The following is a 25549-nucleotide window of genomic DNA, read 5'->3' as shown; positions in this document are numbered from 1 at the left end:
ATAACGTCCGTCCCTCAACTTCACCGCTCACAGCTACGCCGTTCACAGTCATCGAGACCTGTGCCATGAAATCCTCCCGTTTCGTGTTGTTCCTCGGGTCGAGTTAAACACGCGGGTTTTCATTTGAGAACAAAAATTTGAGACGGTTCAGAGGATTGTCGGGAAAGCCCACCACATCAGGGCTTTCGCGAAGACCTGGGCTGCGGGCGCGTCGGGATCTCTTTCAGCAACCCACCAACACCCATTCCGGCGATGTCGAGCCCCGTTGTTTCGATCCCGCAGGCCACGCGGGACAAAACCCAATCGGCCCCGTTCAGTGCAGGTGAACGCGCGCAGCCCGGCAAGCCAATCACGGGCCGCTCGCCAAGCGTTCCGAGAAACAGAAGGTTGCCCGGATCGACCGGCATTCCGAACCGGTCCACCTGCCCTCCGGCGGCGCGTACCGCCTCGGGCGCCACGTCGTAAACGTCGGACGTGGCCGAGCCGGTCAGAATCATGACGATATCCCCCTCAGCGTCGGACACAGCCGAGGACAAAGGTTCTGCCTGATGCGGGACGATCCGAACGTCTGACAGTTCCATCCCCAGGGCTTCGACACGGCCGCGGATCGCTGCGATCCCCTTTTCGTTCGACGGGCCACCGGGAATATCAGTCACCACCAGACCCGCCGTTTTGTGAACCGGCGAGACCATACGGATGGATGCCTGTGCCAGACGTGCTGCGTGCATCACATCGCCTCCGGGCACGGCATAAGAGATAACCTTGATCGTAGCCACCATGCCGCCTTCGCCCATCTGCTGGTATTGCGGAACAGTCGCGACGGTGATCATCGGGTTGACGCGATTGAACGCTTCCAACGCCTCGACATCCAGCACGGCGACGCCCGGTCCATCCGCCAGCAGATTCACGCGACCGGTAAAAGGTTGGGTCACGCGTAAACCCGCCTCGGTTGGGTTCGGAGCTAGAGCGGCGGCCAGCATCCGGGCGGCCTCATCCTCGTGACAGTCACCGGGTTCCAGTCGCGCGACAGTGACGGAGCCAAGGCCAGCCTCGGTCAGGTCTTCGATGTGGTCTGCCGTCAGCGCGATGCCTTTACGCAGCTTACGGTCACCGACCTTGATCGAATGGGCAAGGATCGTGCCTACGGCCTCGGCAACGGGGACAGGACCGAACTTCACGCCTTGCCTCGTAACACGGCGGTCATCTGTGCCAATATGGCGACTGCAATTTCGGACGGATCGGCAGCCCCGATATCCAGACCAACCGGACCATGAATGCGGGCAATCTGATCTTCGGTGAACCCGGCCTCGGTCATACGAGCCACGCGTTTGGCATGGGTCCGGGTCGAGCCCAGAGCACCGATGTAAAACACCCCGGCGGCCAACGCTGATTCCAGCGCCGGGTCGTCCAGCTTGGGGTCGTGGGTCAACAACACCACAGCGGTGCGCGAATCCAGACCCAGCTTGGCAACAGCCTCATCCGGCCAATCGGTCAGTATGTTTTCACCCGGAAAACGGGCGCTGGACGCAAAAGCATCCCGTGGGTCGATAATCGCGGGGTCATACCCTGCAATCCGTGCCATCGGCACCAGCGCCTGCGCAATATGAACCGCACCCACGACAATCAGGCGCAAAGGTGGGTTGTGAACGGCCACAAAGGTCTTGCCGTCCTCTTCAAACCCCGAGCGATCCATGCGCAGCCGGTCGGTATAAGCGTTGCGACGCAGCGCGCGGTGGCCGGTCTCGACATTTACCTCATAGGCGAGTGGAACTCGCGCGGCACGCGCCTCGACCAGATCACGAAGCATGGGTTCGGGCAGAACGCTTCCGATGGGCTCGACCAACACCCGAATCGTCCCTCCACAGGCCAGACCAACAGCGAACGCATCTTCGTCGCTGACACCAAATTCCAACAGACGTGCTTCGCCTTCATCTATGGCCTCAAGCGCTTCGACGATCACAGCGCCTTCGACACAACCGCCCGAAACCGAGCCTTCGATCCGACCATCGCCGCCAATGACCAACTGCGCGCCCACACGGCGCGGGGCGCTTCCCCAAGTCTCAACCACGGTGGCGAGCGCGGCCTTTTTGCCATTGCTGAACCAGCGCAGCGCAGTTTCTGGGCTGTTGTCGAATCTGTCCATTGCGCCCTCCCATAGTGCTTTGACCCAACATAGGCAGGTTTGGCCAGATGAAAAGGAACCCCGACTTTAAGGTCAGACGCGGCAGTCGGGCTTCGGCGCGAATTGGCTGAGTTTTTACCATTTTCTGCAAAGCATTGATTGTCTGCAGAGCAGATTCTAGCCTACACATACATCTGCTGCATTCCAATATGCGCATATTTAATTTTCACAAGGGAGACAAAGAGTTGAAACGCATTTTTGCACTCGGAACAGCAATCGGACTTTTGGCATCCACGGCAGTCAGTGCAGATACATTCCTGCGCTATGGCGAGGTCGAGGGCTGGAAGGTATTCATTGATCAGGACAAGAAATCCTGCCTGATTGAGGCTATAGATGACTCCGAGAACGTGGTTCAGATGGGGCTAACCGAAGATCGCGGCGTTGGCTATGTGGGCGTCTTCACCAAAGAAAAAACCGACATCAAGCGCGGCGATACCGAGGCTGTGGCAATTCTTCTGGGCGACAATCTCTATATCGGTGAAGCCACCGGCATGAAGGGTAACATCACCAAGGGGTATTCGGGCGGTTACGTTCTGTCCAATGATCCCCAATTCGCTGAAGACATTGCCAAGCAAAAGGTGATGCTTGTCTTCCCCGAGAAGGAATTTGCCTTCACCGTGGATCTGACTGGCACCTACAAGGCCATGGAAATGGCCCGCAAGTGCAATGAAGAACAGCTGAGTTAACCCTAACTCGAAAGCGCGGTCATCAGCCGCGCTTTCTCACCCATGTCATCGGGTTTCGAGATGACCTCGGCCAGATCTTCGAGCGAGGCAATCGAATGCCCGGCCCGAAAGCTGTCTACATGCGGCAACATCGCGGCCACGCCCTGCGCCTTAGGTGCAAACCCGTCCCAGCGCAGCAGTGGGTTCAGCCAGATCAGACGGCGGGCGGAAAGGTGCAGACGCTCCATCTCTTTTCCCAGCGCTTGCGGTTCGCCCCGGTCCAATCCGTCCGAGATCAGCAGAACCACCGCACCCTGCCCCATGACGCGCCGCGACCAGTCGCGGTTGAACGCGTGCAGGCATTCGCCGATGCGGGTGCCGCCCTCCCAATCCTGCGCTTCCGCCCCAGCGGCGGCCAAAGCGGCGTCCACATCGCGCTGATGCAGGTGGCGGGTGATATTGGTCAGCCGCGTCCCGAAAGTGAACGCGTGAACCTTGGCCCATCCCGCGCCTTTCGCGTTCGAGACCGAGTGCAGAAAATGCAGGATAATGCGGCTGTATTGGCTCATCGACCCCGAGATATCACACAGCACCACCAGATTGGGCCAGCGGGTTCGGGGTTTCTGACGGGCGATTTCGTGCAACTCTCCGCCCTGGCGCATGGCGGCGCGCAAGGTGCGGGCGCGGTCGATCCTTTGCCCTACATGGCTGGCTTGACCGCGCCGGGATTCGATTGGTTTTACCGGTAACGTCATACGGGCCAATATGCGCTTGGCTTGAGCGATCTCGGCGGTGCTCATCTGTTCAAAGTCAAGACTGCGCAGGCGTTCCTCGGTCGAGGCGGTTTGAGAAGCGTCGATCTCAAGTTCAGTTTCTTCGCCCGTGTCTTGCGTCTCTGGCTGATCGCGTTCGACACCGTCCAACAGCGCCTCGGCCGCGCGCTTTTCGCCCGCGTCGGCCTTGCGGTCTTCCTGAACACCACGGATCGCAGGCAGCATCATGGCCATCATATGCTCCATATACCGCGGGTCGCGCCAATACATGCGAAAGACCTGCGCGAACACTGTGCGATGTTCGGGACGGCTCACGAAACAGGCGTGCAGGGTCCAGTAGAAATCCTGCTTTTCCGAGAACCCAGCAGCCTGCACCGCGCGGATGGCATCGACAACACGGCCCGTGCCTATGGGTAAGCCCGCCTTGCGCAGGGCCCGCGCGAAATGGGTGATGTTCTGCGCCAGTTTGGGGTCATCTGGGACATCTAGGGGAAGCTGCTCCGCCATCACACCGGTTCGAGCGTGGCTTTGGCTTCGTCCAGAATACGTTTTGCCTCAGACCCTTGGAGTTTCTGGATGTCGTCCTGGTACTTCAGGATCGCGCCCAGCGTATCGCCGATCACTTCGGGGCTGAGGTTAATCACATCCAGTGCCAGCAAGCACTTGGCCCAGTCGATGGTTTCGGCAACGCCGGGTTTCTTGAACAGGTCTTCGGTGCGCAAATGCTGGACGAAGGCCACCACCTCGCGGCTCAGCTGCTGTGCCGCTTCGGGTGCGCGGGCGTTTAGGATTTCGATCTCGCGCTCGAAATCGGGGTAGTCGACCCAATGATAGAGGCAACGGCGTTTCAGGGCGTCATGCACCTCGCGCGTGCGGTTCGAGGTGACGATGACAATAGGCGGTTCGGGCGCTTTAACAGTGCCCAGTTCGGGGATTGTAACCTGAAAATCGCTGAGCGCCTCCAGCAGGAACGCCTCGAACGGTTCATCCGTGCGGTCAAGTTCGTCGATCAGCAGGACCGGCGCGCCGTGTTCATCTGGGCGCATAGCCTGCAACAGCGGGCGTTCGATCAGGTAGTCGTCCGAGAACAGCTCGGATTGCAGGGCACCCCTGTCGGCGCCGCCCGAGGCTTCGGCGGTGCGGATTGCCACCATTTGCGCCGGGAAGTTCCATTCGTAGACAGCCGAGGACGCATCCAGCCCCTCGTAACACTGCAGTCGGATCAGGCGGCGGTTCAGCCCGGCGGCCAGCGCCTTGGCGATCTCGGTCTTGCCGACCCCGGCCTCACCCTCCAGAAACAACGGGCGGCCCAGTTTAAGCGACAGGAAGACGACCGTGGCCAAGGCCCGCCCGCAGACATAGCCCTGATCGCCCAGCATAGTCTGAACGGCGTCGATGGAATTTGGCTGCGTCATGGCGATCTCCCTCGGGGCACAAGAGGTCACGACGGCGGGCGCGCGTCAAGACCAGGGCTTTGCAAGGAATTACGACGTTCGGGCATATTGACAAGGGGCAGCCGTGCATTCGGGGCCTTTCACGGCTGCGCGCACTGTGCTAGCCGGGGGCCATGACCGATACCCTGACGATCCGCCGCCCCGACGACTGGCACCTGCATCTGCGCGATGGCGCGATGCTTGAGGCCGTCCTGCCCGAAACCGCGCGTCATTTCGCCCGCGCGATCATCATGCCGAACCTCGTGCCGCCCGTGGTGCGCGGCGATCAGGCCGCCGCCTATCGCGACCGCATTCTGGCCGCCTTGCCCGAAGGCATGACGTTTGAGCCGCTGATGACCCTCTATCTGACCGAGGACACGGATGCCGAAGACGTCGCCGCAGCCCATGCCAGCGGGCTGATCAAAGCGTGCAAGCTGTATCCGGCTGGGGCCACGACCAATTCGGCCTCGGGCGTGAGGGATTTTGACAAAATACGCCCGGTGCTGGAAAATATGGCCGAGATTGGCCTGCCCATGTGTGTGCATGGCGAGGTTACGGATGCGGATATCGACATTTTCGACCGCGAGGCCGTGTTCATCGACCGCGTTCTGGACCCGATCCGCAAGTCGACCCCCGGCCTGCGCGTGGTGATGGAGCATATCACCACCGCGAACGGCGTGGACTATGTCAAAGCCAATGACACTGATCTGGGCGCGACGATCACGGCGCATCACCTGATCATCAACCGTAACCATATTCTGGTTGGCGGGATCAAACCGCATTACTACTGCCTGCCCGTCGCCAAGCGCGAGGAGCACCGGCTGGCGCTGCTGGCCGCTGCGACCTCGGGCGATGCACGGTTCTTTTTGGGCACTGACAGCGCGCCGCATACAGATGCGAACAAGGAAATGGCCTGCGGCTGCGCCGGGTGTTTCACCGCGACGAACACGATGTCACTAGTGGCCGAGATGTTCGACCGTGAAGGGGCGTTGGACAAGCTGGAAGGGTTTACCTCGCTCAATGGCCCCGGTTTCTATGGCCTGCCGGTGAATGAGGACACGATCACACTGACCAAGGGCGAACCGGTCGTGTATCCCGAAAAGATCGACTCTGGTGACGGGCCTGTCACGGTGTTCGACCCAGGATTCCCGCTGCATTGGCGCGTGGTCTAATCCGCAAGCAATGCCGCCAGATCGCGGGCGCGGCCTCCGGTGCGCAGCATCGACCAGATCGAGTCCGCCTCGTCACCTCCGATCAGTTTGGCGGCCTTGCCGCGCACCCGATCTTCTCGCTCAGATAAGGGCATCGGGGTCAGAAGATCATGGCTGGCCTCTTTGCGCGCACCATCACGGCGCAGCAGGATCAGGTGGGCTTGCGTCTCGGACAGCGTTTCATCCGCTTCGACCGTAACGCGATCGCGCAGCGAGATCAGGCGCGGATCGGCGCAGGTTTTCTCGGAATAGCTGACGGGCAAGGCGGTGTCATATCCCAGCGCCTGCATCGCAATCACCGTCCGATATGAGAACTTTGCGCCCAGCCCAGTTGTCGGAGAAATCTGGTTGCACACGCTCATCCATCGCGGATGGGTCTTGACCGTGATCTCGGCCACTTCGGGTTCGGCGATGTCCAACGTGCGTGCGGCCTCCAGCGCTGCGTGCAGCCCGTGGCAGCAAGCGTGGAACTTGTGGCTGACGGATTCGAACAACCAATCCTCGCCCAACCGGTCCAGCGCGGTTTGCGTATCGTTTTGCCCCTGATGGGTTGCGCCGAACCCATAAGGGCCTTCCATAGCCTCGACATTTGGATCAAAACCTTTGGCGATCAGCAAAGCCGCCTCGACGCCAGCCGAGGCCGCAAGCCCCGCGTTATAGGGCTTACCCATAGTTCCAAACTGCGCTTTGAGCCCCGCCGCGCGGGTCGCCGACAGACCCAGAACTTTGCGCATCTGATCCACATCGAACCGCAGAACACGGCCCGCAGCCACGGCCGCCCCAAACGCGCCGGCTGTAGCCGTCTGATGAAACCCGGCCTGATAATGGTCGCGCCCCAACCACAGCCCCACGCGGATCGAGACCTCCATCCCCACCAAAGCGGCCTCAAGAACATCCACAAGAATGCGGTCGTCCCATTCACCAAGCGCAAGCGCCGCAGGTAGAATGGCCACCGAAGGATGGCCGATATGGGCGAAATGCGTGTCGTCATAATCGAGCGCATGCGACACCGTCCCGTTAACCAGAGCCGCCCCGCGTAAGGGCGCGGCCCCACCGCCGAATAGATGGGCCTGCATGGTGCCGCCCTCATCAAGAACCAAGGCGCGCACGGTCTGCGAAACGGGTTCGTCTACCCCAGCCCGCCCCACCGCCAGCCAATCCAAAACGGACAAAGACGTCACGATGCGGGCTTGTCGCGACGTGGAAACGGGGCCAGCAGCAAACCTGGCCAAGGTATTGGTAAAATCACTCATGCGGCGCAGTCTAGCGTGCGCCGGGGTCGGGTAAAGCCTTAGCCGTACAAATCTGCGGCGCGGGCCTCGAAGGCTTTGACCACACGTTGCATGGCTTCGTTAAAGACGACGCCGATGATGCCCTGCAGGATGGCGTTCTTGAACTCGAAATCCACATGAAACGAGATGTTGCAGCCCCCTTCAGGCGCGTCCGCGAACTGCCAATCGGATTTCATATATTTGAACGGCCCGTCCAGATACTCGGTGTCGATCCGGCGCTCCTCGGCGTGTAGTGTCACGCGGCTACCGAACCGTTCGCGGAACACTTTGAAGGAAATCACCAGATCGGCCTCTAGCACCTGTGCCTCGCCCGCCGCATAAGTGCGCCTGATCCGGGCCGCCGCGCACCACGGCAAAAACTGCGGATACTTCGCCACATCCGCGACAAGGTCATACATCTGCTGAGCGGTATACGGCAGGTGACGTGTCTCGGAATGGGTCGGCATGGCGGTCCGCTATTTGCAGGTGACAATGGCGCGTCATGTCGTATGTTGCGCGCCAAAGATCAAGGGGGCAGTGATGACAGACCGCGCATATGTGATAGATGAGATGATCTCGGCCAAGGCCATCGCCGCCCGGATCGAGGAGTTGTGCCGCGAGATCACAGCCGAGTTTGGCGCAACCGACAAGCTGGTTGTCGTCGGTCTTTTACGCGGCAGTTTTGTCTTTATCGCTGATCTGGTGCGCGAGTTGGACCTGCCTATCGAAGTCGATTTCCTCGAAGCGTCCTCTTATGGAGATTCCATGGAGAGCAGCCGTGAAGTACGTATTCTCAAGGACTTACGCGGCGCAATTGAAGGACGCGATGTGTTGGTGGTTGAAGATATTGTCGATACCGGCCACACGCTGAACCACGTTACCAAACTGCTGCAAAGCCGCAAGCCTGCGCGGCTGAAATCCATTGCGTTACTGGACAAACCCAGCCGCCGCGAGGTCGATTTCCGCTCGGACTGGATCGGGTTTGAAATCCCTGATGAGTTTGTCGTGGGCTACGGCATCGATTACGCGCAACGCAATCGCAACCTGCCCTTTATTGGCAAGGTGCGATTTGTCAAAGACTGAGCGGCCCTCTGACCTATCCGGTTTGTGCAAGTAGCAGTGGTTAAGCTTCCTAAAAATTCTCCTATTTGAATATCATTGGACATTCCTCCCAGCAAGAGACTACCATTCGAGTACTTTGGGAGGTTTTTTACGTATGAAAACACTGTCTATTGGACTAATGGCGGCTTGCGCGGTAGCCGCAACAGTTGGAATTGCGGATGCAAAGGACAACAAGGGCAAAGGTAAAGGCCCCGACAAGTCGAAAATTGAAAAGTCGGTAAAAACAAATAAAGGCGTCGGTGTACCGCCCGGACAGATCAAGCGTTACACGCGAGGTCAGAAAATCCCTAATGACTTGGATTTTGACTATCTTGACGACCTCGATGGCTGGAAGTTGAAACCCCTGCCCGCCGGTCAGCGGTATATCCGCGTAGATGACGAAATCCTGTCGATATCCGATGACACAAAAACAGTTATTGATGCCGTTGGAATTGTCAGTGATCTCGTAAACTGAGGGCTCGGCCTACAAGAGATCGAATTACTGCACTGAAAACATCTACCCCTACAGGGATCAGCGCGTCCGGAAAATCATAGTCCGGGTTGTGCAGTTGCGGGTGCGCTTGTCCGGCACCCAGCCAAAACATCGCCGCCGCGGCGCTTTTGCCAAACTGGCCGAAATCCTCGGAAAACTTTTGAGGCTCATTCGTGAGAGTACAAGGCACGCCCTCCGTGACACAAGCCTCGGCAACCGCAGCCACTGCTTGCGCATTGTTTGTGCAGGCCTCAAACACATCCTCATAAGTGATCTTGACCGCCAATCCCTGGGCTTCTGCTGTTTGGGTGACAAGATCTTCGGCTTCGGCGATCAAGCATTTCATACGGGTGTCAGACACGGTGCGCAGCGTCACCCACAGTTCGGCCGCTCCGGGGGCGACGCCGAATGTGGGTTCGCCCAGCCGCGCATGGGTCACGGTCGTCAGGGCGAAATCGGCATTCAATGCACCGCCCGTTCCTAGATCCGCAAGCTCCGGCATCAAAGACGCGAGCGCTTCAGCCGGCGAAATTCCATCCTGCGGTTCCGCCGCGTGAGAGGTCTTGCCACCAAGCATCACCCGCATCCCGCGTGACGCGCAGTTGGCGGGGCCCTCACACAGCAGCACCTCACCTAGCGCAAGGCCCGGCAGGTTGTGCAGCGAAAATACGAAGTCCGGCGCGATTGGCGCAAACTGAGGATCAGCTATATATGATACTGCCCCTTGCCCTGTCTCCTCGGCGGGTTGAAAGATCAACACCACACGGCCCTTTTGCGGAGGGGCCTGGGCCAGATGATCAGCTACGCCCAGCACCATGACCATATGGCCATCATGCCCGCACAGATGCCCTTTGCCGGGGATCTGCGAACAGTAAGGCAAATCCCCCAGTTCTTGAATCGGCAGACCATCCAACTCACACCGAATGGCGACGGTGGGTCCAGGTGCCGCGCCATCGAATACTGCGGCCACTCCATGACCGCCGATACCGGTCAGGACTTCGTCAGCGCCCAAATCGGTCAGCAGACCGGCCACACGCGCAGCTGTGTTATTCTCTTGCCCTGACAGTTCGGGAAACCGGTGCAGGTCATGGCGCAGAGCGGTTAGTCGCGCCAGCGTCTCGGGACTCACCCCTGATCCAACATTTTCTGCCGTGCGGCGCGCAGGCGGGCAAAGTCATCGCCCGCATGATAAGACGACCGGGTCAGCGGCGTGGCCGAAACCATCAGGAAACCTTTGCCATAGGCCGCTTTTTCGTACGACGCGAATTCCTCCGGCGTCACGAACCGATCCACCGCATGGTGTTTCGGCGTCGGTTGCAAGTACTGACCAATGGTCAGAAAATCGATATCGGCAGCGCGCATATCATCCATCACCTGCCGCACTTCTTGTTCCTGCTCACCAAGCCCAACCATGATGCCGGATTTGGTAAAGATTGACGGATCGAGTTCCTTGACCCGCTGCAACAAGCGCAAAGAATGGAAATAGCGGGCACCGGGGCGCACCTCAGGGTAGAGACCCGGCACGGTTTCAAGATTGTGATTGAACACATCCGGCTTCGCCTCGACCACAGCTTCCAGAACCGATGGCTCGCATTTCAGAAAGTCCGGGGTCAGAATCTCGATCGTCGTCTTGGGCGAGCGGTGCCGCACCGCACGAATGGTCTGGGCAAAGTGGTCTGCCCCACCGTCGGCCAGATCGTCGCGATCCACCGAGGTGATCACCACGTGGTTCAGCCCCAGCTTTTCAACCGCATGGGCCACACGGCCCGGTTCGAACACATCCAGCGCATCCGGTCGGCCAGTAGCGATGTTGCAGAAGGTACAACCTCGAGTACAAATTTCGCCCATGATCATCATGGTGGCGTGGCCTTGGCTCCAGCATTCACCAACATTGGGGCAACCTGCCTCTTCGCAGACGGTGACTAGGTTGTTGTCCCGCATGATCCGCCGCGTATCCGCATAACCTTTGCCGCCCGGCGCTTTGACCCGAATCCAGCTTGGTTTCTTGGGCTGAGCGTTATCGGGCTTATGGGCCTTTTCAGGGTGACGTTGTTCGGGGATCTTCAGATCACGCACGGCTGGCTTTCCTGACTTTGGGTCAATTTGCTGTCGTCTAACATAGTCTGACGATCCGCACCATGCCACTGGGACATATCCGCCATGCGTTGGTGTTTTTGCGACGCAGCATTCAACAGTTGCGACACGTGATTGGGTGCGAACCACCGCACGATTTCAGCAGATTAGGCAAATTCGCACTTGCAGCAAAAGGCCGGTTGAAGCGGGGTTGGAACTCTTTTAAAGAGCCGAAAAATCATCAATGAATCACAGGAGATGAATATGAAATCCGGCACCAAACTGCCTGAGGTCACGTTCCACACCCGCGTCCGCGATGACGCCGTCGAAGGCCCCAACCCCTTCCGTTGGGAAGACAAGACCACAGCAGATTACTTTGCAGGCAAACGGGTCATCCTGTTCTCGCTGCCCGGTGCGTTCACGCCCACATGCTCGACCTACCAACTGCCGGGGTTCGAAAACGGCTATGCCGATTTCATCGCCAAAGGGATCGACGAGATCTACTGCATGTCGGTCAATGACAGCTTTGTCATGAACAAATGGGCCCAGGATCAGGGGCTGAAGAACGTCAAAGTCATCCCAGACGGCTCGGGCGAGTTTACCCGCAAGATGGGGATGCTGGTCGACAAGGACAATCTGGGGTTCGGAATGCGTTCGTGGCGCTATGCGGCCATCGTCAATGATGGCGTGGTCGACGCATGGTTCGAAGAGCCCGGCCTGATGGATAACTGCCCTGAGGACCCATATGGCGTATCCTCGCCGGAAACGCTGATGCAGCATCTGGAAGACGCAAAAGAACCTGCGCTGGCCTGAGCGTCCATCTTTTGAAGTCGGAACGACCCGCCCTTGTGGCGGGTCTTTTTTGTGTACGCGTGACCATCAGGATTTATGTACGCGTAATCGACACGATGTCTTCGCCGACCACACGGATCACATCGGCCAGACTGTCAAACCAATCCTCGGCACGGGTAGACCTGCGCCGGACCAATCCCACAGTTCTAAAGGGCTGCGGTTTGCCGAACCGTTGTAACTTTAACCCCGGCACTGCCCCGGTTTCGGCCTTCGCCGCCAATTCCGGCATCAGCGTCAAACCGAATCCTTCAGCCACAAGCCTTGACAAGGTCGCCAACGAAGACGCGCCCATATTGATCAACCCACTGCTGCGATCCTGCCCGCAGACCTCAAGCGCCTGATCCGTCAGGCAATGGCCATCATCCAGAAGCATTAACTGCGTGGTTTGCAAATCGACGGGGCGCAGCGCCTCGGGGTCCTGCCTCATGGTCTGCAAACGACCCGCGCTGCCTGCCAGCAAGAAGCGGTCTTCAAACAAGGGCAGTTCGAACAGCTCATTACCGCCAGACGGCAGCGCCATGACGCCTGCGTCGATCTCTCCAGCGCGCAGCATGGCCAATAGACGGTCCGTGCGCGCCTCGCGAATCCGCACCCGTAGCGAGACATCTGAGGCGCGAAGCCCTGCAAGAACTCCCGGCAGGATATAGGGCGCGATGGTGGGAATAATCCCGATAGACAAAGACCTGTGCCCGCCTGAATGGTCGCGCGCGAACTGGTCAAGCCGGTCCGCTGCGCCCAGCACCTGCTGCGCATAGTCCAGAACGTCCCGCCCTAGCGGCGTCAGCAGAATATCGCGAGCCTGCCGTTCGAACAGCGGGCCGCCCAGCGTTTCCTCCAGCGCCTTGATCTGCACCGACAGGGCGGGTTGCGAGACGTTGCACATCTGCGCCGCCCGGCCAAAATTACGCTGATCGGCCACGGCATTGAAATATTGAAGTTGTCTGAGCGTGAAATTCATAACCTTTGATTATCTCAACACCGCCCAACCGCAAGGGAAAATTATTACCCTAGCCGATCATTCGGTTCTTTTCCGCCTGATCCTCGTAGTGGCGCTTTAGGCGCTGAAGCGCGATCCGCAGGACGATTTTTCCTGACCTCGCCGACCAGCCCATACGCTTTTCGGCAAGTTCGAGTCCCTCAAGATAACAGCAACACCGCAGCGCTACGTCGCTTAGACCTGGCCCCAGATCGGACAAGGCGCATTCGACCCGATCCCGCGCATCGGAAGAACCGCGTCCATCTTTCATACCTGCACCAAAGCTGCCACGCCCACCCGCGGTCAGGAAATGATCCCAGTTCTGCGTCACTTGTGGGCCGATCTGGGCCAGTTCGAAATCTTCGCGTAACCGCTCTCCTGCTCGGACAAGGGTTTCATCCAGAAAGGGTTTCCCATCCCGGTCCCGGCGGCGCGCCAGGGCGATCAGTGGGCTCTCGGCCGCGCTATAGCGCATCCGACGGCGTCCTTCCGTTTTGGCCGCTCCGACCTGCGCCAGCGACGACGCCGTTTGAAACGGAGCCTGCGCCTCGGCCATTCCAAAGTCGTTGCGGCTGCGCGCCTTGTTCTCGGCCTCGGCGACCAACTGACTGAGCGCGGTGCGCCCAGACGATGAAATCCGGTAGCGGGAAATGCGACCGGGATTGTCGCAGGTGATCCAATCCTTCAACGCCAGCGCCTGCGCCAACTTGCAGTCCACAACCGCCGTTCGGGTCGCGCTATTGTCGCCACTGTCGCGCACCACAACCGCTTTATCCATTTCCTCGGCTACGGCCAGCACCGCCCCGGATTCGCATAACCGCCTAAGAACCCGCAGCGCCTCGCGCGAGAATTCTTCTTCGGCCGCAGCAACCCGATCTTCATGCCCGGCTGGGAACTTCTCGGAGGTGTCCGAGAAATGCGTCTCGGCCAAGGATTGCAGGGCAGCATCCACCAGCGGGTCATCGCGCCGCATTTCAACGCGACGTATTTGCCGAAGTATGGTCGACGCATGGCACCCCGCGGACCGCGCAATGTCGCGGATCGACTGACCGGTCTCGGTATGCGCCAGATATCTCTGCGCCCCCTCAGGTACCCAGGCCGGAATGGTGAAAGCCACGTTATTTTCCATAGTTACTTGCCCTCGTCGACAATCCAATTCTGATTCCAATCGCCCCCGATGAATGTGTTAACCAATTCTAACTAGAGCCGCTTTCGTTACTCGTTCGTTAACCAACGGGGGTAAAAACCAGATTTGATTCAAAATCATAAACAGTCATGAAACCAACGTTCGGAGGGAAAGCAGTTAAAGCAACACCCGCTTAGGTTGTGTGACAAAGACGGAGACTTTTACACAGACAAGGGACCCCTTCCATGCAAGATCTGATGACCATGATTACCGCTTTACGCCGCCCTCGCCTGTTAGCACGGGCGGCAAAACACGGCGCGCAGGACTATGACCGGGATCGGCACTTGCAGCGCATTCTGGGCTACGGATCCCTGCCCGGAACAGGCGCGGCGCTGATCCGGCTGATGGATATGGAGAGAGAGGTCAACGCGCAGCGAGTTGCCGAAGATGCGGCCTATTCCTTGGTCCGTCATCTGGATCTGCTGATCGCGCTACTGGGCGAGGCGCAGCTGTACAAGGCCAGCCGCGCCGCGCAATATCAGTAATCAAGCAAAGGCGTCCGGCATGGAGGCCTTTTTCTTCTCGATATATTCATTCAGGGCCGCGTGGATCCCGGGGTCGAGCTGCGGCTGCTGGTAGTTGGCCAGCAGGTGCTCAACCCGCGACGACGCCAACTGGCGCGTGTCGCGGCCACCTTCGTCTTCCCAAGTTTCGAACGGTTTGTAGTCCAGCAGATCAGACTTCCAGAACGCCTCCTTGAAGTTCGCCTGTGTGTGGGCACAGCCAAGGTAGTGACCGCCGGGGCCAACTTCCCGGATCGCATCCATTGCCTGTGCGTTATCGTCATAGGCAACGCCCTTGGCCAGACCGTGCAGTACGCCCAACTGGTCGGCATCCATGACGAACTTTTCAAAGTCGGCAACCAAACCGCCTTCTAGCCAGCCGCAGGAATGCAGCATGAAGTTCACACCGGCCATCAGGCCCATGTTCAACGAGTTGGCTGTCTCATACGCGGCCTGCGCATCAGGCAGTTTCGAGCCGCAGAATGACCCGGCCGAGCGGAACGGCAGTCCCAGACGACGGGCCAGCTGACCTGCGCCATAGGTGACCATCGACGCCTCAGGCGTACCAAAGGTCGGCGCGCCCGAGTTCATGTCGATCGACGACACGAAGGCACCAAAAATAGCCGGAGCACCGGGACGGATGATCTGGCTATAGGCAACACCAGCCATCACTTCGGCCAGCACCTGAGTCAGCGTCCCCGCAACCGAGACTGGAGCCATAGCGCCGCCCACGATGAAGGGCGAGATGATGCAGGCTTGATTATTCGCCGCGTATACTTCCAAAGAGCCCATCATCACATCGTCGAAAGTCATCGGCGAGTTGATGTTGGTCAGCGAGGTCATGACCGTGTTTTCCTGAACGAATTCTTTGCCGAACAGGATCTCGCACATCTCGATCGAATCCTGCGCGCGGCTGGGATCGGTGACCGAGCCCATGAACGGCTTGTCCGACAGGGTCATATGCGCCATCAGCATGTCCAGGTGACGCTTGTTCACCGGGATGTCCGTGGGTTCACAGACCGTACCGCCCGAGTGGTGCAGCCATTTGGACATGTAGGCCAATTTCACGAACTTGTTGAAATCATCCATGGTCGCATAGCGACGGCCACCCTGAGCGTCGCGCACGAACGGAGGGCCATAGACCGGGGCCAGAACCAGATTGCGACCGCCGATAACCACCGACTTCTCGGGGTTGCGGGCGTGCTGGGTGAATTCGCTGGGAGCGGTTTTGATCAACTCACGCGCCAGACCACGCGGGATGCGGACCCGCTCACCGTCAACATCGGCACCGGCGTTCTTCCAACGCTCAAGCGCGGCGGGGTTGTCGACAAAGTTGACACCGACCTCGGCCAGAATTGTTTCGGCGTTGGTTTCGATGATCTGCAACGCTTCTTCGTTCAGAACTTCGAAGTTCGGAATGTTGCGTTCGATATACTTTGCTGTTTCGATACGTACCGCGGTGCGCTCGGCCCGGCGGGCGGCGCCACCGCCACCTCTTGCCCGGCGCCGGGTGTTTGCCTCAGCCATGTGAAGATCCCGTCTGTTGGTTGGTTTGATTATTTTGGTACAGCAGCTAAAGCGGGAAAAGCATATGGATTACGGCGCTATCGGGGGAAAAGCGACATCTGCTTTGCGCCAACGCGGTGGACCCGGTTGCTATTCTGTCAGCGTTTTTTCCATCAGAACACTGTTTCCACTCACCTTTTGCTGCACCCAACCCAGATGAAGATACAGAGATACAGTCTGCTTCATCAAACAATGAGTTCGCAGCCTGAGTTTCTTCAACCCACTGACACGAGCGGTGGTTTCGGCGACACCTAGCAAGCGCTTTGCCAGCCCTTTACCCTGGGCGCTTGGTGAAACCGCAAGGTTATAGATCATCACCGCGCCATCAACCTGACCAAATACGATGAAGCCCATGACATCCCCGCCCTGCACCGCCACCCAGGCCGTTTGGTTTGCGATATCCTCGGCCACACCATCGGTCACATCCGGCAAATCTGGCAGGTCGCGCAAGGCCGTGGCATATGCCGCCGCGATGCAGTCTGTGACCGCTTGTGTGTCATCCACGGTCGCCGGGCGCAGTTCGATTTCAGACATTTGCGACCTTTTCCGTTGCCATGCCTGCATTATTGCCGTCATAGCGCTTGCACATGCAAGGCTTGCGACCTAATAGCCAACCATGACCCAGGACACCCATGACCGCCTTCTGATCATCGACTTCGGCAGCCAGGTAACGCAGCTTATCGCGCGCCGCCTGCGCGAACTGAACGTCTATTGCGAAATCCACCCTTATCAGAACGTCACAATGGACTTCGTGCGTCAGATGGCGCCCAAGGCCGTGATTTTCTCAGGCGGGCCGGACAGCGTGACGCGCGAGGGTTCTCCGCGCGCGCCGCAAGAGATTTTCGACTATGGCGTACCGATTCTGGGCATCTGCTATGGTCAGCAGGTGATGATGCATCAACTTGGTGGCAAGGTCGAAAGCGGCCACGGCACTGCCGAGTTCGGACGTGCGTTCGTGACGCCTCAGAACCGTCTCGATATTCTCGAAGACTGGTTCGCCGAGGGTGACGAGCAGGTCTGGATGAGCCATGGCGACCACGTCAGCGAAATCGCACCAGGGTTCGAAGTTTTCGGCACCTCGCCTAACGCGCCTTTCGCGATCACTGCTGATGCAAGCCGTCACTTCTATGCGGTTCAGTTTCATCCCGAGGTGCATCACACGCCGAAAGGCGCGAAGCTGTACGAGAATTTCGTGAAGCTCGCCGGGTTCAAGGGCGACTGGACCATGGGCGCCTACCGCGAACAAATGATAGATAAAATCCGCGAACAGGTGGGCGACAAGAAGGTCATCTGCGGTCTGTCCGGCGGCGTCGACAGCTCGGTCGCGGCGATCCTGATTCATGAGGCGATCGGCGACCAGCTGACCTGTGTGTTCGTCGACCACGGGCTGCTGCGCAAGAACGAGGCCGAGGAAGTCGTCGGCATGTTCCGCGACAACTACAACATCCAACTCATCCACGCGGACGAAAGCGACCTGTTTCTCGGCGAACTCGAAGGCCAGTCCGACCCTGAGACCAAGCGCAAGATCATCGGCAAGCTGTTCATCGACGTGTTCCAGAAACACGCCGACACTATCGACGGGGCCGAGTTCCTGGCTCAGGGCACTTTGTACCCCGACGTCATTGAATCGGTGTCCTTTTCGGGCGGCCCCTCGGTCACGATCAAGTCGCACCATAATGTCGGCGGCCTGCCCGAGAAAATGGGCCTGAAACTGGTTGAACCCCTGCGCGAACTGTTCAAGGACGAGGTCCGTGCCTTGGGCCGTGAACTTGGCCTGCCCGCCAGCTTCATCGGCCGTCACCCCTTCCCCGGCCCCGGTCTGGCAATCCGTTGCCCCGGTGAAATCACCCGCGAAAAGTTGGAGATTCTGCGCGAGGCGGATGCCGTCTATATCGACCAGATTCGCAAACATGGTCTCTATGATGAGATCTGGCAGGCCTTCGTGGCCATCCTGCCCGTACGCACCGTGGGCGTGATGGGCGATGGGCGCACCTATGACTATGCCTGCGCGCTGCGCGCGGTGACTTCGGTCGATGGTATGACTGCCGACTATTACCCCTTCACCCATGAATTCCTAGGCGAGACCGCCACGCGGATTATCAACGAGGTCAAGGGCATCAACCGCTGTACTTATGACATCACCTCAAAGCCTCCGGGCACGATCGAATGGGAGTGATAAATTGCCGGGCTTCTGCCCGGCTTTTTTGTTTCTGGTCGGTCGATTTGCCGTTACTTATCAAGACAACAAATTCCAGAACAGACAGGGCTTTTCATGGACAGTTCCAGACCGCAAATCGGCAAGGCCGCGCTCTGGATGCTGGGGGCGATTGCGTCGTTTTCCTCGATGGCCGTGGCCGGGCGCGAACTCAGCGTCACGCATGATACATTCGAGATCATGTTCTACCGCAGCATTGTGGGCATCTGCGTGGTAAGCCTTGTTCTCACAGTGACAGGCAAATGGCATCAGATTTCGGTGCATCGTCTGGGGCTGCACAGTCTGCGCAACGTGATGCACTTTACCGGACAGAACCTTTGGTTCTACGCGGTGTCGGTCGTGCCTCTGGCGCAGGTTTTTGCACTTGAGTTTACTCAGCCCATCTGGGTGATCCTGCTGTCACCGCTTCTATTGGGCGAGCGTTTGACCACTATACGCATCCTGTCGGCGCTGATCGGGTTTGCCGGTATCCTGATCGTGGCACGCCCTGGCGCGGTGCCGTTAAGTGCAGGAGTGATCGCCGCAGCTCTCTCTGCCATCTTTTTCGCACTGACGACGATTTCAACGAAGAAACTCACTAAATTCGCCAGTATCGGCTGCATCATGTTCTGGCTGACGGTCATTCAAACCGGGCTGGGTTTTGCCGCATCAGTCGTTGACGGTCAGATGGTTCTGCCGACCTTATCGACCGCCCCGTTCTTATTGTTGGTGGGGTTCGCAGGGCTTCTGGCGCATTTCTGCATTACCAACGCACTGGCGATCGCGCCCGCTACAGTTGTTGTTCCTTTTGACTTCGCCAGGCTCCCCACAATTGCCATTGTGGGGGTGATTCTTTACCACGAACCGCTGGATCACTGGACGCTGCTAGGTGCCGTTGTGATCTTTTCAGGTATCTTTCTGAACGTTCGGGCAGAGAATCGTAACAGTTTGGCAACAGATTCCCCTAACACTCGTCATAAGTAACGCACGGTCACTAGTTGACGCTAAAATGACCCCTGAGTGAATATCGAGCATCCAAGCAACCACACTGCGCGCACTCACACACGATCCCCGCGCAGATGTCAGGATAGTATTAGGGAGGAATTCTATGAAAAAGGCGCTTCTGCAGGCGTGCGCTTTGTGCGTTGGTGCGACCGGCGTTCACGCGGCGGGTCTGGACCGCAGCGGTCAGGGCATCAACTTGATCTTCGAAGAAGGCTCGGTAGTTCAGGCACGTCTTGGCTACGCTGACCCCGATATCAGTGGCTCACAGTTTGCACCCGGGCTGGGGGACGTCGACTCCGGAGACATCGCCGAGGACTTTTTCTCACCGGGATTGGGTTACAAACGGGCAATCAACGAAACATTGGATTTTGCCCTGATCTATGATCAACCTTTCGGTGCGGACGTTAGCTACCCTGCAAATTATCCCCTATCACTGAATCCAACAGTTCTTGCGGGTTTGGGCGGGCGAACCGACGTATTAAGAGCCGACGCAGATTTTGACGCTATCACTGCATTGCTGCGTTACAAGTTCAGCGGAGGCTTTAGTGCCATCGGCGGCGTCCGCGCTCAGCGCGTCGAAGCCAATGTCGCAGTTCCGGCTGTCCTAGGCTATGAAGTCGACTTCAGCGACGAAATTGACTTTGGCTACGTGGTCGGCGTGGCGTGGGAACGCCCTGAAATCGCGGCACGTGTGTCGCTGGTTTACAGTTCGAAAATCACCCACGATGTATCGTCTACTGAATCGTTCAACGCACTGGCTCCCGGCGCACCTTTGATAACCCAGGACACCGAAACCGAGATCGTCTCGCCTCAGTCTGTCAACTTGGACTTCCAGACCGGAGTTGCGCCCAAGACTCTGGTGTTCGGTTCGATTCGTTGGGTCGACTGGCCGCAGTCTGACGTTTCACCGCCGGTCTTTACCGGCCTACCGCCCAACAGCGATCCACTTGTAAGCTTCGCGGATGACACCTTCACCTACGCTCTGGGTGTCGGCTACCAGTTCTCCGAAGAATTCTCGGGCGCCCTGTCCTTCGGTTATGAGAAGGACACAGGCTCCGAAGTGTCGAACCTCGGCCCGACCAATGGCTTCTGGAGCGTTGGCGTAGGTGGCACCTACTCGATTGAGAAAGCTCAGATCTCGGGCGGCATTCGCTATACAGACATCGGCGACGCCACCACCACCACTGGTGGTGAATTCAGCGGCAACTCGGCTTGGAGTGCCGGTCTGCAGCTGACTTACGCGCTGGACTGATCCATTCAGTGATTACTTGAAAGGCTCTGCCTGATCGGCGGGGCCTTTTTCGCATCTTTCGGGTCGCCTTGGATCATCGCAGCGTGCGAAATACCGGCATGATGGATCAAAAACACCTTTCAGGCCGTGCATGGGCTGAACTTTTGCTGTTGGGCGTAATCTGGGGCGCGTCCTTCGTGTCGATTCGTATTGCATTGGATACGGTACCGGTCATGACCTCGGTGTTGCACCGGGTTTTCTGGGCGATGTTAGCTTTATGGCTGGTCGTTTGGATCAAGGGGTCGAAAATCCCGACAGACCGCCGCGTTTGGGGAGCCTTTCTGGTTATGGGCCTTTTGAACAATGCGATCCCGTTCTCTCTCATGGCGTGGGCTCAGTTGCATATCGAAACGGGGCTGACCTCGATTCTGAACGCAGCGACTGCCATTTTCGGCGTACTGGTCGCTGCGGTGTTCTTTCGGGACGAACGCTTGACGCTGACCCGCGCGGTTGGGGTTGGGTTGGGCTTTACCGGGGTGACGATCGCCATCGGTTGGCAGAATTTCATCACCTTTGACCTGCGCAATCTGGCGCAGTTGGCCATCGTCGCAGGCACCCTGTCCTATGCCCTCGCCGGAGCATGGGCTCGCGCGACCCTCGCCGATCTTTCGCCAATCGTTGCCGCTGCGGGGATGCTGACGGGATCAACGATGATGATATTGCCGCTCTCCCTAATGACGGACGGGATGCCGTCATTTGCCCTGCCCGCCGAAACGTGGCTGGCAATCGCCTACTACGCGCTCATCGCCACTGCCGGTGCATACCTGCTGTACTACCGCGTTCTCGCCATGGCGGGTGCCGGAAATCTGATGCTGGTCACGCTTGTCATTCCACCTGTAGCGATCCTTTTAGGCAGCCTTTTGCGGGATGAAGCCCTGCCGCCACAAGCCTATTTGGGCTTTGCGGTTCTGGCGGCCGGGCTCTTGACCCTTAACCGCTCGGCCAGACGTGATTGACGCCGCCGCTGCCCCGAATTAGCAAGGTTGGAAAAAGGGATAGCGGTCGATGATCTACAACTCGGCAAAAGACTGGCAGGGCGCGGCACGGAAAAAAGTGCTTTTCTTCGGCATGTCGGGGCTGGGCAAAACCTATGTGTCGAATGTGCTGCGGGATTCGGGCGACTGGTTCCACTACTCGATCGATTACCGCATTGGCACCCGCTATATGGGCGAATACATCACCGACAACGCCAAGGCCGAAGCGATGAAGGTCCCGTTCCTGCGTGATCTTCTTCTAACGGATTCGATCTATATCGGCTCGAATATCTCGTTCGAAAACCTGACCCCCGTCGCCGCCTATCTCGGCAAACCCGGCAACCCGGCATTGGGCGGATTGGAGCTGTCGGAATACCGCCGCAGGCAGGAACAGTTCCGCCTGGCCGAGATCCACGCCCTGCTGGACACCGAATACTTTATCGACCGCGCGCAGCGCCTTTACCAATATCCGCATTTTATCTGCGATACTGGCGGCTCTATCTGTGAATGGGTCGACCCAAATGATCCGCGCGATCAGGTTCTGTCGGAACTGTCGCGCCAGACCCTGATGATCTGGCTCAAGGGGGACGAAGACCACACTGCCGAGCTGATCCGCCGTTTCGACAAGGCCCCCAAACCGATGTCCTACCAGCCCGAATTCCTGACGCGGGTCTGGGAGGAGTATCTGATCGAACAAGGCTGCACCGCCGCCGAGGTCGACCCCGACGCCTTTGTCCGCTGGACCTATGCCCGCGCGCTTGCCCATCGCCAACCGCGCTATCAGGCCATGGCCGAAAACTGGGGCGTGGCGGTAACCGCAAACGACATGCACAATGTGCGTGACGCCGCGGATTTCGATGAGTTGATCGAACGCACCCTTGAGACCCGCGCCAACCGCGCTTAATTACCGCCTCTGTACTGAAACACCAAAGGCTTGCACCTGATGCCTATCAAGATCCCCGCTGACCTGCCCGCATTTGACGTACTCTCGCAAGAGGGCGTCATGGTCATGGCCGAGGATCAGGCTATGCGTCAGGACATCCGTCCATTGCGGATCGGGTTGCTGAATCTGATGCCCAAGAAGATTCAGACCGAAAACCAGTTCGCCCGCCTGATCGGCGCGACGCCGCTACAAATCGACCTTTCGCTGATCCGCATGACGGAACATCGCACAAAGAACACCGCAGCCGCCCACATGGCCGAGTTCTATCGCCCGTTCCAGGAGGTCAAGGACCAGAAGTTTGACGGGCTCATCATCACCGGCGCGCCGATCGAACATCTGGAATTCGATGACGTCACCTATTGGGAGGAGATCAGCGAGGTCTTCGACTGGACCCAGACCAACGTGCACTCGACCTTCGGCGTGTGCTGGGGTGGGATGGCGATGATCAATCACTTCCACGGCGTTCGCAAACATATGCTGGACGCAAAGGCATTCGGCTGTTTCCGACAACGCAATCTCGTGCCCTCTTCGCCGTTTTTGCGTGGGTTTTCGGACGAATGCGTGATCCCTGTCAGCCGCTGGACCGAGATGAAACAACCCGAGATCGACGGCGCCGTAGGCTTGACGACTCTTCTGGGCAGCGACGAGGTCGGCCCCTGTCTGGTTGAGGACCCCGAGCATCGGGCAATCTATATATTCAATCATTTTGAATATGACAGCGACACGCTGAAACAAGAATATGATCGCGATATCGCCAATGGCACGCCAATCAATGTGCCGATGAATTATTACCCTGATGACGATCCGAGCCAGCCGCCGCAGAACAGATGGCGCAGCCATGCGCACCTGCTCTATGGCAACTGGATCAATCAGATTTACCAAACCACACCGTTCGAGATGGATCAAATTGGCCGTTAAAACGCTTGTCACTCTGGGTCTGCTTGTTGCCGGGCTGACCATAACTACCACCTGGCGTGCAGCGCAGAATGAGGCGCGATCCGAAGCTGCCTTTCCACCCGAAGGTCAGATTGTTGACGTAGACGGCGTTTCTGTCCACGCGGTTGTCATGGGTGAAGGGCCGGATGTGGTGTTGATCCATGGCTCCAGCGGGAACACGCGCGACATGACCTTTGCGTTGGCCCCAATCCTGGCCGAGCATTTTCGTGTCATCGTCTTTGATCGCCCTGGCCTGGGGTACAGCTCCAGCTTTAACCCCGATGGCGAAACTATTGTCGAGCAAGCGGAAATCTTGCAAGAAGCCGCCGCGCGCCTTGGGGCGGACAAGCCTATCGTCGCCGGACAAAGCTATGGCGGATCGGTGTCATTGGCCTGGGCTGTGACACGCCCCGAAAACATTTCGGCGCTAGTGTTGATCGCTCCGGCTGCCATTCCTTGGGAGACCCCATTAGACGGGTTCAACAGGATGGCAGCGACCCCAGCCGGAAACGCGCTGGCCCTTCCCCTGATCAGCGCCTTTATCCCCGAATGGTATGTCGAAAAGGCACTGGACCGTGTTTTCTCCCCACAAACTGCGCCCGAAGGCTATTCAGACCACTTCGGTCCCGGCCTGACCATCCGAAGCGCCTCGATGCATGCCAATGCAAAACAGCGCGCCAACCTGTTAGAAGAGGTTCGCGCACTGCAACCGCGCTATAAGGATATCGATGTTCCCACCGAGATCGTGCATGGCACCGCCGACACCACGGTCGGGTTGGGCTGGCATTCCCACCGGTTGATAGAACAGATCCCCGGCGCGGAACTGATCGAACTGCCGGGGATCGGCCATATGCCGCAGGTCGTCGCTGCACCCGAGGTGGCCGCTGCCATCGACCGCGCGGCCCAAAGGGCGGGTTTGCGTTAAGCCTTGCGCTAATCCATAGTAGGATATGGATTTTATCGAGAGGTAGCTAATGGCCCGATCCTCAAAAGGCTCCATTGAAAAATATTTTCGAAATGATGCGCCCAAAGACGTTCGCTCTACGATCGAAAAGGCGGACAAGGACGATATTCTGAACTCCAGCTATCCTTACGAAGAACGGATGAAGCGTAAGGACTACGAAAAGCAGATGGAGGCATTGCAGATCGAACTGGTCAAGATGCAGTCTTGGGTCAAGGAAACCGAAAGCCGTATCGCAATCATCTTCGAAGGCCGAGATGCCGCAGGAAAAGGCGGCACAATCAAGCGCTTTCGCGAAAACCTTAATCCACGTGGGGCGCGCAATGTCGCGCTGAGCAAGCCTTCGGATCAAGAGCGCAGCCAATGGTATTTCCAGCGTTACATCCCGCACCTGCCCTCGGCCGGTGAGATCGTGTTCTTCGACCGCAGCTGGTACAATCGCGGTGTGGTCGAGAACGTGTTCGGGTTTTGCGAACCGGAAGAGCGCGAGCGGTTCTTTCGCCAAGTCCTGCCGCTTGAAACCGGTTTGGTCAATGACGGAATCCAGCTTTTCAAATTTTGGCTGAATGTTGGTCGGGCCGAACAGCTTAATCGCTTTCTAGCGCGTGAAACCGACCCTCTGAAACAGTGGAAACTCAGCCCAATTGACGTTGCTGGGTTGAGTAAATGGGAGGAATATTCAAAGTCCATAGCCGAGACGCTGACCCGCAGCCACTCGGATACCTGCCCGTGGACGATTGTCCGGTCCGACGACAAGAAACGCGCTCGACTTGCCGCAATCAGGACCGTGCTGCACGCAGTGGATTATGACGAAAAAGACGCGGATGCCATTGGCGCAAACGATCCGAAAATTTGCGGGGGCCCGGATATCTGGGATGCGTAGGCCGCGCCCGACGGATGATCGGTTGGACGTACCGACATCTCAGCATCATGTCATAAGATCAACGAGCCAAAACAAAA

The 25549-nt window shown here is 58.3% G+C and carries 26 protein-coding genes; 14 read left to right on the top strand and 12 right to left on the bottom strand.

The window, feature by feature from the left end:
* Positions 1–176: 176 nt before the first annotated feature.
* Both GOV79_RS03520 and GOV79_RS03515 read right to left on the bottom strand, forming a co-directional pair.
* On the bottom strand, positions 177–1178 hold the full coding sequence (locus GOV79_RS03520) for a molybdopterin-binding protein (protein WP_170788612.1): 1002 nt from the start codon (positions 1176–1178) through the stop codon (positions 177–179).
* Complete coding sequence (locus tag GOV79_RS03515) at positions 1175–2143, bottom strand: XdhC family protein (protein WP_170788611.1); 969 nt, start codon at positions 2141–2143, stop codon at positions 1175–1177. The genes GOV79_RS03520 and GOV79_RS03515 overlap by 4 nt, the downstream gene beginning before the upstream one ends.
* 224 nt (positions 2144–2367) lie before the next feature.
* Between GOV79_RS03515 and GOV79_RS03510 the strand changes: the two genes are divergently transcribed.
* On the top strand, positions 2368–2868 hold the full coding sequence (locus GOV79_RS03510; RefSeq protein WP_170353103.1) for a hypothetical protein: 501 nt from the start codon (positions 2368–2370) through the stop codon (positions 2866–2868).
* A gap of 2 nt (positions 2869–2870) precedes the next feature.
* On the opposite strand, the gene GOV79_RS03505 is transcribed toward GOV79_RS03510, so the two are convergent.
* Both GOV79_RS03505 and GOV79_RS03500 read right to left on the bottom strand, forming a co-directional pair.
* Positions 2871–4127, bottom strand: coding sequence for a vWA domain-containing protein (locus GOV79_RS03505; RefSeq protein ID WP_170788610.1), 1257 nt, complete (start codon positions 4125–4127; stop codon positions 2871–2873).
* Positions 4127–5035: an AAA family ATPase gene (locus GOV79_RS03500; RefSeq protein WP_170788609.1), complete on the bottom strand. Its 909-nt coding sequence runs from the start codon at positions 5033–5035 to the stop codon at positions 4127–4129. Before GOV79_RS03500 ends, GOV79_RS03505 begins: the two co-directional genes overlap by 1 nt.
* Before the next feature lie 152 nt (positions 5036–5187).
* On the opposite strand from GOV79_RS03500, the gene pyrC reads away from it, so the two are divergent.
* The gene (gene pyrC, locus GOV79_RS03495; RefSeq protein ID WP_170788608.1) at positions 5188–6225 is read left to right on the top strand and encodes a dihydroorotase; all 1038 of its coding nucleotides are present in this window, start codon (positions 5188–5190) and stop codon (positions 6223–6225) included.
* On the opposite strand, the gene GOV79_RS03490 is transcribed toward pyrC, so the two are convergent.
* Together GOV79_RS03490 and GOV79_RS03485 are read right to left on the bottom strand one after the other, a co-directional pair.
* A complete protein-coding gene (locus GOV79_RS03490; protein WP_170788607.1) occupies positions 6222–7517 on the bottom strand; it encodes an MmgE/PrpD family protein in 1296 nt (431 codons plus the stop codon). The genes pyrC and GOV79_RS03490 overlap by 4 nt on opposite strands.
* Before the next feature lie 38 nt (positions 7518–7555).
* Entirely contained in the window at positions 7556–8002 is a 447-nt protein-coding gene (locus GOV79_RS03485) for a type II toxin-antitoxin system RatA family toxin (RefSeq protein WP_170769594.1), read from the bottom strand.
* 73 nt (positions 8003–8075) lie between these two features.
* On the opposite strand from GOV79_RS03485, the gene hpt reads away from it, so the two are divergent.
* A complete protein-coding gene (gene hpt, locus GOV79_RS03480) occupies positions 8076–8618 on the top strand; it encodes a hypoxanthine phosphoribosyltransferase (protein WP_170784648.1) in 543 nt (180 codons plus the stop codon).
* 133 nt (positions 8619–8751) lie between these two features.
* The gene (locus GOV79_RS03475; RefSeq protein WP_170769592.1) at positions 8752–9111 is read left to right on the top strand and encodes a hypothetical protein; all 360 of its coding nucleotides are present in this window, start codon (positions 8752–8754) and stop codon (positions 9109–9111) included.
* Here GOV79_RS03475 and GOV79_RS03470 read toward each other — a convergent pair.
* The gene (locus GOV79_RS03470) at positions 9092–10258 is read right to left on the bottom strand and encodes an amidohydrolase (protein WP_170788606.1); all 1167 of its coding nucleotides are present in this window, start codon (positions 10256–10258) and stop codon (positions 9092–9094) included. The genes GOV79_RS03475 and GOV79_RS03470 overlap by 20 nt on opposite strands.
* Positions 10255–11205: a lipoyl synthase gene (gene lipA / locus GOV79_RS03465; RefSeq protein ID WP_170784644.1), complete on the bottom strand. Its 951-nt coding sequence runs from the start codon at positions 11203–11205 to the stop codon at positions 10255–10257. Before lipA ends, GOV79_RS03470 begins: the two co-directional genes overlap by 4 nt.
* Before the next feature lie 261 nt (positions 11206–11466).
* Between lipA and GOV79_RS03460 the strand changes: the two genes are divergently transcribed.
* Positions 11467–12015, top strand: a complete 549-nt coding sequence (locus tag GOV79_RS03460) for a peroxiredoxin (protein ID WP_170788605.1) — start codon at positions 11467–11469, stop codon at positions 12013–12015.
* 73 nt (positions 12016–12088) lie between these two features.
* Here GOV79_RS03460 and GOV79_RS03455 read toward each other — a convergent pair whose 3' ends face one another.
* Positions 12089–13012 (bottom strand): hydrogen peroxide-inducible genes activator, encoded by a 924-nt coding sequence (locus GOV79_RS03455; RefSeq protein ID WP_170788604.1) that lies wholly within the window; start codon positions 13010–13012, stop codon positions 12089–12091.
* Positions 13013–13061: 49 nt separating this feature from the next.
* A complete protein-coding gene (locus GOV79_RS03450) occupies positions 13062–14159 on the bottom strand; it encodes a DUF6456 domain-containing protein (protein ID WP_170788603.1) in 1098 nt (365 codons plus the stop codon).
* A 242-nt stretch (positions 14160–14401) separates the two neighbouring features.
* Between GOV79_RS03450 and GOV79_RS03445 the strand changes: the two genes are divergently transcribed.
* Positions 14402–14701, top strand: a complete 300-nt coding sequence (locus tag GOV79_RS03445; RefSeq protein WP_170769586.1) for a DUF6477 family protein — start codon at positions 14402–14404, stop codon at positions 14699–14701.
* On the opposite strand, the gene GOV79_RS03440 is transcribed toward GOV79_RS03445, so the two are convergent.
* Together GOV79_RS03440 and GOV79_RS03435 are read right to left on the bottom strand one after the other, a co-directional pair.
* Entirely contained in the window at positions 14702–16246 is a 1545-nt protein-coding gene (locus GOV79_RS03440; protein WP_170769585.1) for a trimethylamine methyltransferase family protein, read from the bottom strand.
* Positions 16247–16375: 129 nt separating this feature from the next.
* Positions 16376–16819 (bottom strand): GNAT family N-acetyltransferase, encoded by a 444-nt coding sequence (locus GOV79_RS03435; protein WP_170788602.1) that lies wholly within the window; start codon positions 16817–16819, stop codon positions 16376–16378.
* A gap of 82 nt (positions 16820–16901) precedes the next feature.
* On the opposite strand from GOV79_RS03435, the gene guaA reads away from it, so the two are divergent.
* The 8 genes from guaA (at position 16902) to ppk2 (ending at position 25472) form a co-directional block, all read left to right on the top strand.
* A complete protein-coding gene (gene guaA, locus GOV79_RS03430) occupies positions 16902–18461 on the top strand; it encodes a glutamine-hydrolyzing GMP synthase (protein WP_170784636.1) in 1560 nt (519 codons plus the stop codon).
* 96 nt (positions 18462–18557) lie between these two features.
* Positions 18558–19463, top strand: coding sequence for a DMT family transporter (locus GOV79_RS03425; RefSeq protein WP_170788601.1), 906 nt, complete (start codon positions 18558–18560; stop codon positions 19461–19463).
* A gap of 124 nt (positions 19464–19587) precedes the next feature.
* A complete protein-coding gene (locus GOV79_RS03420) occupies positions 19588–20736 on the top strand; it encodes an OmpP1/FadL family transporter (protein ID WP_170788600.1) in 1149 nt (382 codons plus the stop codon).
* A 98-nt stretch (positions 20737–20834) separates the two neighbouring features.
* A complete protein-coding gene (locus GOV79_RS03415; protein WP_170788599.1) occupies positions 20835–21731 on the top strand; it encodes a DMT family transporter in 897 nt (298 codons plus the stop codon).
* A gap of 49 nt (positions 21732–21780) precedes the next feature.
* Entirely contained in the window at positions 21781–22653 is an 873-nt protein-coding gene (locus GOV79_RS03410; protein ID WP_170769579.1) for an ATPase, read from the top strand.
* Between the two features lie 39 nt (positions 22654–22692).
* Complete coding sequence (metA, locus tag GOV79_RS03405; protein WP_170788598.1) at positions 22693–23610, top strand: homoserine O-acetyltransferase MetA; 918 nt, start codon at positions 22693–22695, stop codon at positions 23608–23610.
* Positions 23600–24553 (top strand): alpha/beta fold hydrolase, encoded by a 954-nt coding sequence (locus GOV79_RS03400; protein WP_237217149.1) that lies wholly within the window; start codon positions 23600–23602, stop codon positions 24551–24553. The genes metA and GOV79_RS03400 overlap by 11 nt, the downstream gene beginning before the upstream one ends.
* A gap of 49 nt (positions 24554–24602) precedes the next feature.
* Complete coding sequence (ppk2, locus tag GOV79_RS03395) at positions 24603–25472, top strand: polyphosphate kinase 2 (RefSeq protein ID WP_170788597.1); 870 nt, start codon at positions 24603–24605, stop codon at positions 25470–25472.
* Positions 25473–25549: the final 77 nt, after the last annotated feature.

The sequence above is a fragment of the Ruegeria lacuscaerulensis genome, from assembly GCF_013034745.1.
GTDB lineage: Bacteria > Pseudomonadota > Alphaproteobacteria > Rhodobacterales > Rhodobacteraceae > Ruegeria > Ruegeria lacuscaerulensis_B.
Note: the sequence above shows the minus strand (reverse complement) of the source record. Positions and strands in the feature narration are given on the sequence as shown.

What these genes read in the sequence shown, in the direction of transcription:
- GOV79_RS03500 (WP_170788609.1), bottom strand. Translation starts at nt 5,035, where the DNA reads ATGACGCAGCCAAATTCCATCGACGCCGTTCAGACTATGCTGGGCGAT.
- GOV79_RS03420 (WP_170788600.1), top strand. Translation starts at nt 19,588, where the DNA reads ATGAAAAAGGCGCTTCTGCAGGCGTGCGCTTTGTGCGTTGGTGCGACC.
- pyrC (WP_170788608.1), top strand. Translation starts at nt 5,188, where the DNA reads ATGACCGATACCCTGACGATCCGCCGCCCCGACGACTGGCACCTGCAT.
- GOV79_RS03415 (WP_170788599.1), top strand. Translation starts at nt 20,835, where the DNA reads ATGATGGATCAAAAACACCTTTCAGGCCGTGCATGGGCTGAACTTTTG.
- GOV79_RS03515 (WP_170788611.1), bottom strand. Translation starts at nt 2,143, where the DNA reads ATGGACAGATTCGACAACAGCCCAGAAACTGCGCTGCGCTGGTTCAGC.
- ppk2 (WP_170788597.1), top strand. Translation starts at nt 24,603, where the DNA reads ATGGCCCGATCCTCAAAAGGCTCCATTGAAAAATATTTTCGAAATGAT.
- GOV79_RS03410 (WP_170769579.1), top strand. Translation starts at nt 21,781, where the DNA reads ATGATCTACAACTCGGCAAAAGACTGGCAGGGCGCGGCACGGAAAAAA.
- GOV79_RS03485 (WP_170769594.1), bottom strand. Translation starts at nt 8,002, where the DNA reads ATGCCGACCCATTCCGAGACACGTCACCTGCCGTATACCGCTCAGCAG.
- GOV79_RS03455 (WP_170788604.1), bottom strand. Translation starts at nt 13,012, where the DNA reads ATGAATTTCACGCTCAGACAACTTCAATATTTCAATGCCGTGGCCGAT.
- GOV79_RS03460 (WP_170788605.1), top strand. Translation starts at nt 11,467, where the DNA reads ATGAAATCCGGCACCAAACTGCCTGAGGTCACGTTCCACACCCGCGTC.
- GOV79_RS03445 (WP_170769586.1), top strand. Translation starts at nt 14,402, where the DNA reads ATGCAAGATCTGATGACCATGATTACCGCTTTACGCCGCCCTCGCCTG.
- metA (WP_170788598.1), top strand. Translation starts at nt 22,693, where the DNA reads ATGCCTATCAAGATCCCCGCTGACCTGCCCGCATTTGACGTACTCTCG.
- GOV79_RS03435 (WP_170788602.1), bottom strand. Translation starts at nt 16,819, where the DNA reads ATGTCTGAAATCGAACTGCGCCCGGCGACCGTGGATGACACACAAGCG.
- GOV79_RS03425 (WP_170788601.1), top strand. Translation starts at nt 18,558, where the DNA reads ATGGACAGTTCCAGACCGCAAATCGGCAAGGCCGCGCTCTGGATGCTG.
- guaA (WP_170784636.1), top strand. Translation starts at nt 16,902, where the DNA reads ATGACCCAGGACACCCATGACCGCCTTCTGATCATCGACTTCGGCAGC.
- GOV79_RS03505 (WP_170788610.1), bottom strand. Translation starts at nt 4,127, where the DNA reads ATGGCGGAGCAGCTTCCCCTAGATGTCCCAGATGACCCCAAACTGGCG.
- GOV79_RS03490 (WP_170788607.1), bottom strand. Translation starts at nt 7,517, where the DNA reads ATGAGTGATTTTACCAATACCTTGGCCAGGTTTGCTGCTGGCCCCGTT.
- GOV79_RS03475 (WP_170769592.1), top strand. Translation starts at nt 8,752, where the DNA reads ATGAAAACACTGTCTATTGGACTAATGGCGGCTTGCGCGGTAGCCGCA.
- hpt (WP_170784648.1), top strand. Translation starts at nt 8,076, where the DNA reads ATGACAGACCGCGCATATGTGATAGATGAGATGATCTCGGCCAAGGCC.
- GOV79_RS03440 (WP_170769585.1), bottom strand. Translation starts at nt 16,246, where the DNA reads ATGGCTGAGGCAAACACCCGGCGCCGGGCAAGAGGTGGCGGTGGCGCC.
- GOV79_RS03450 (WP_170788603.1), bottom strand. Translation starts at nt 14,159, where the DNA reads ATGGAAAATAACGTGGCTTTCACCATTCCGGCCTGGGTACCTGAGGGG.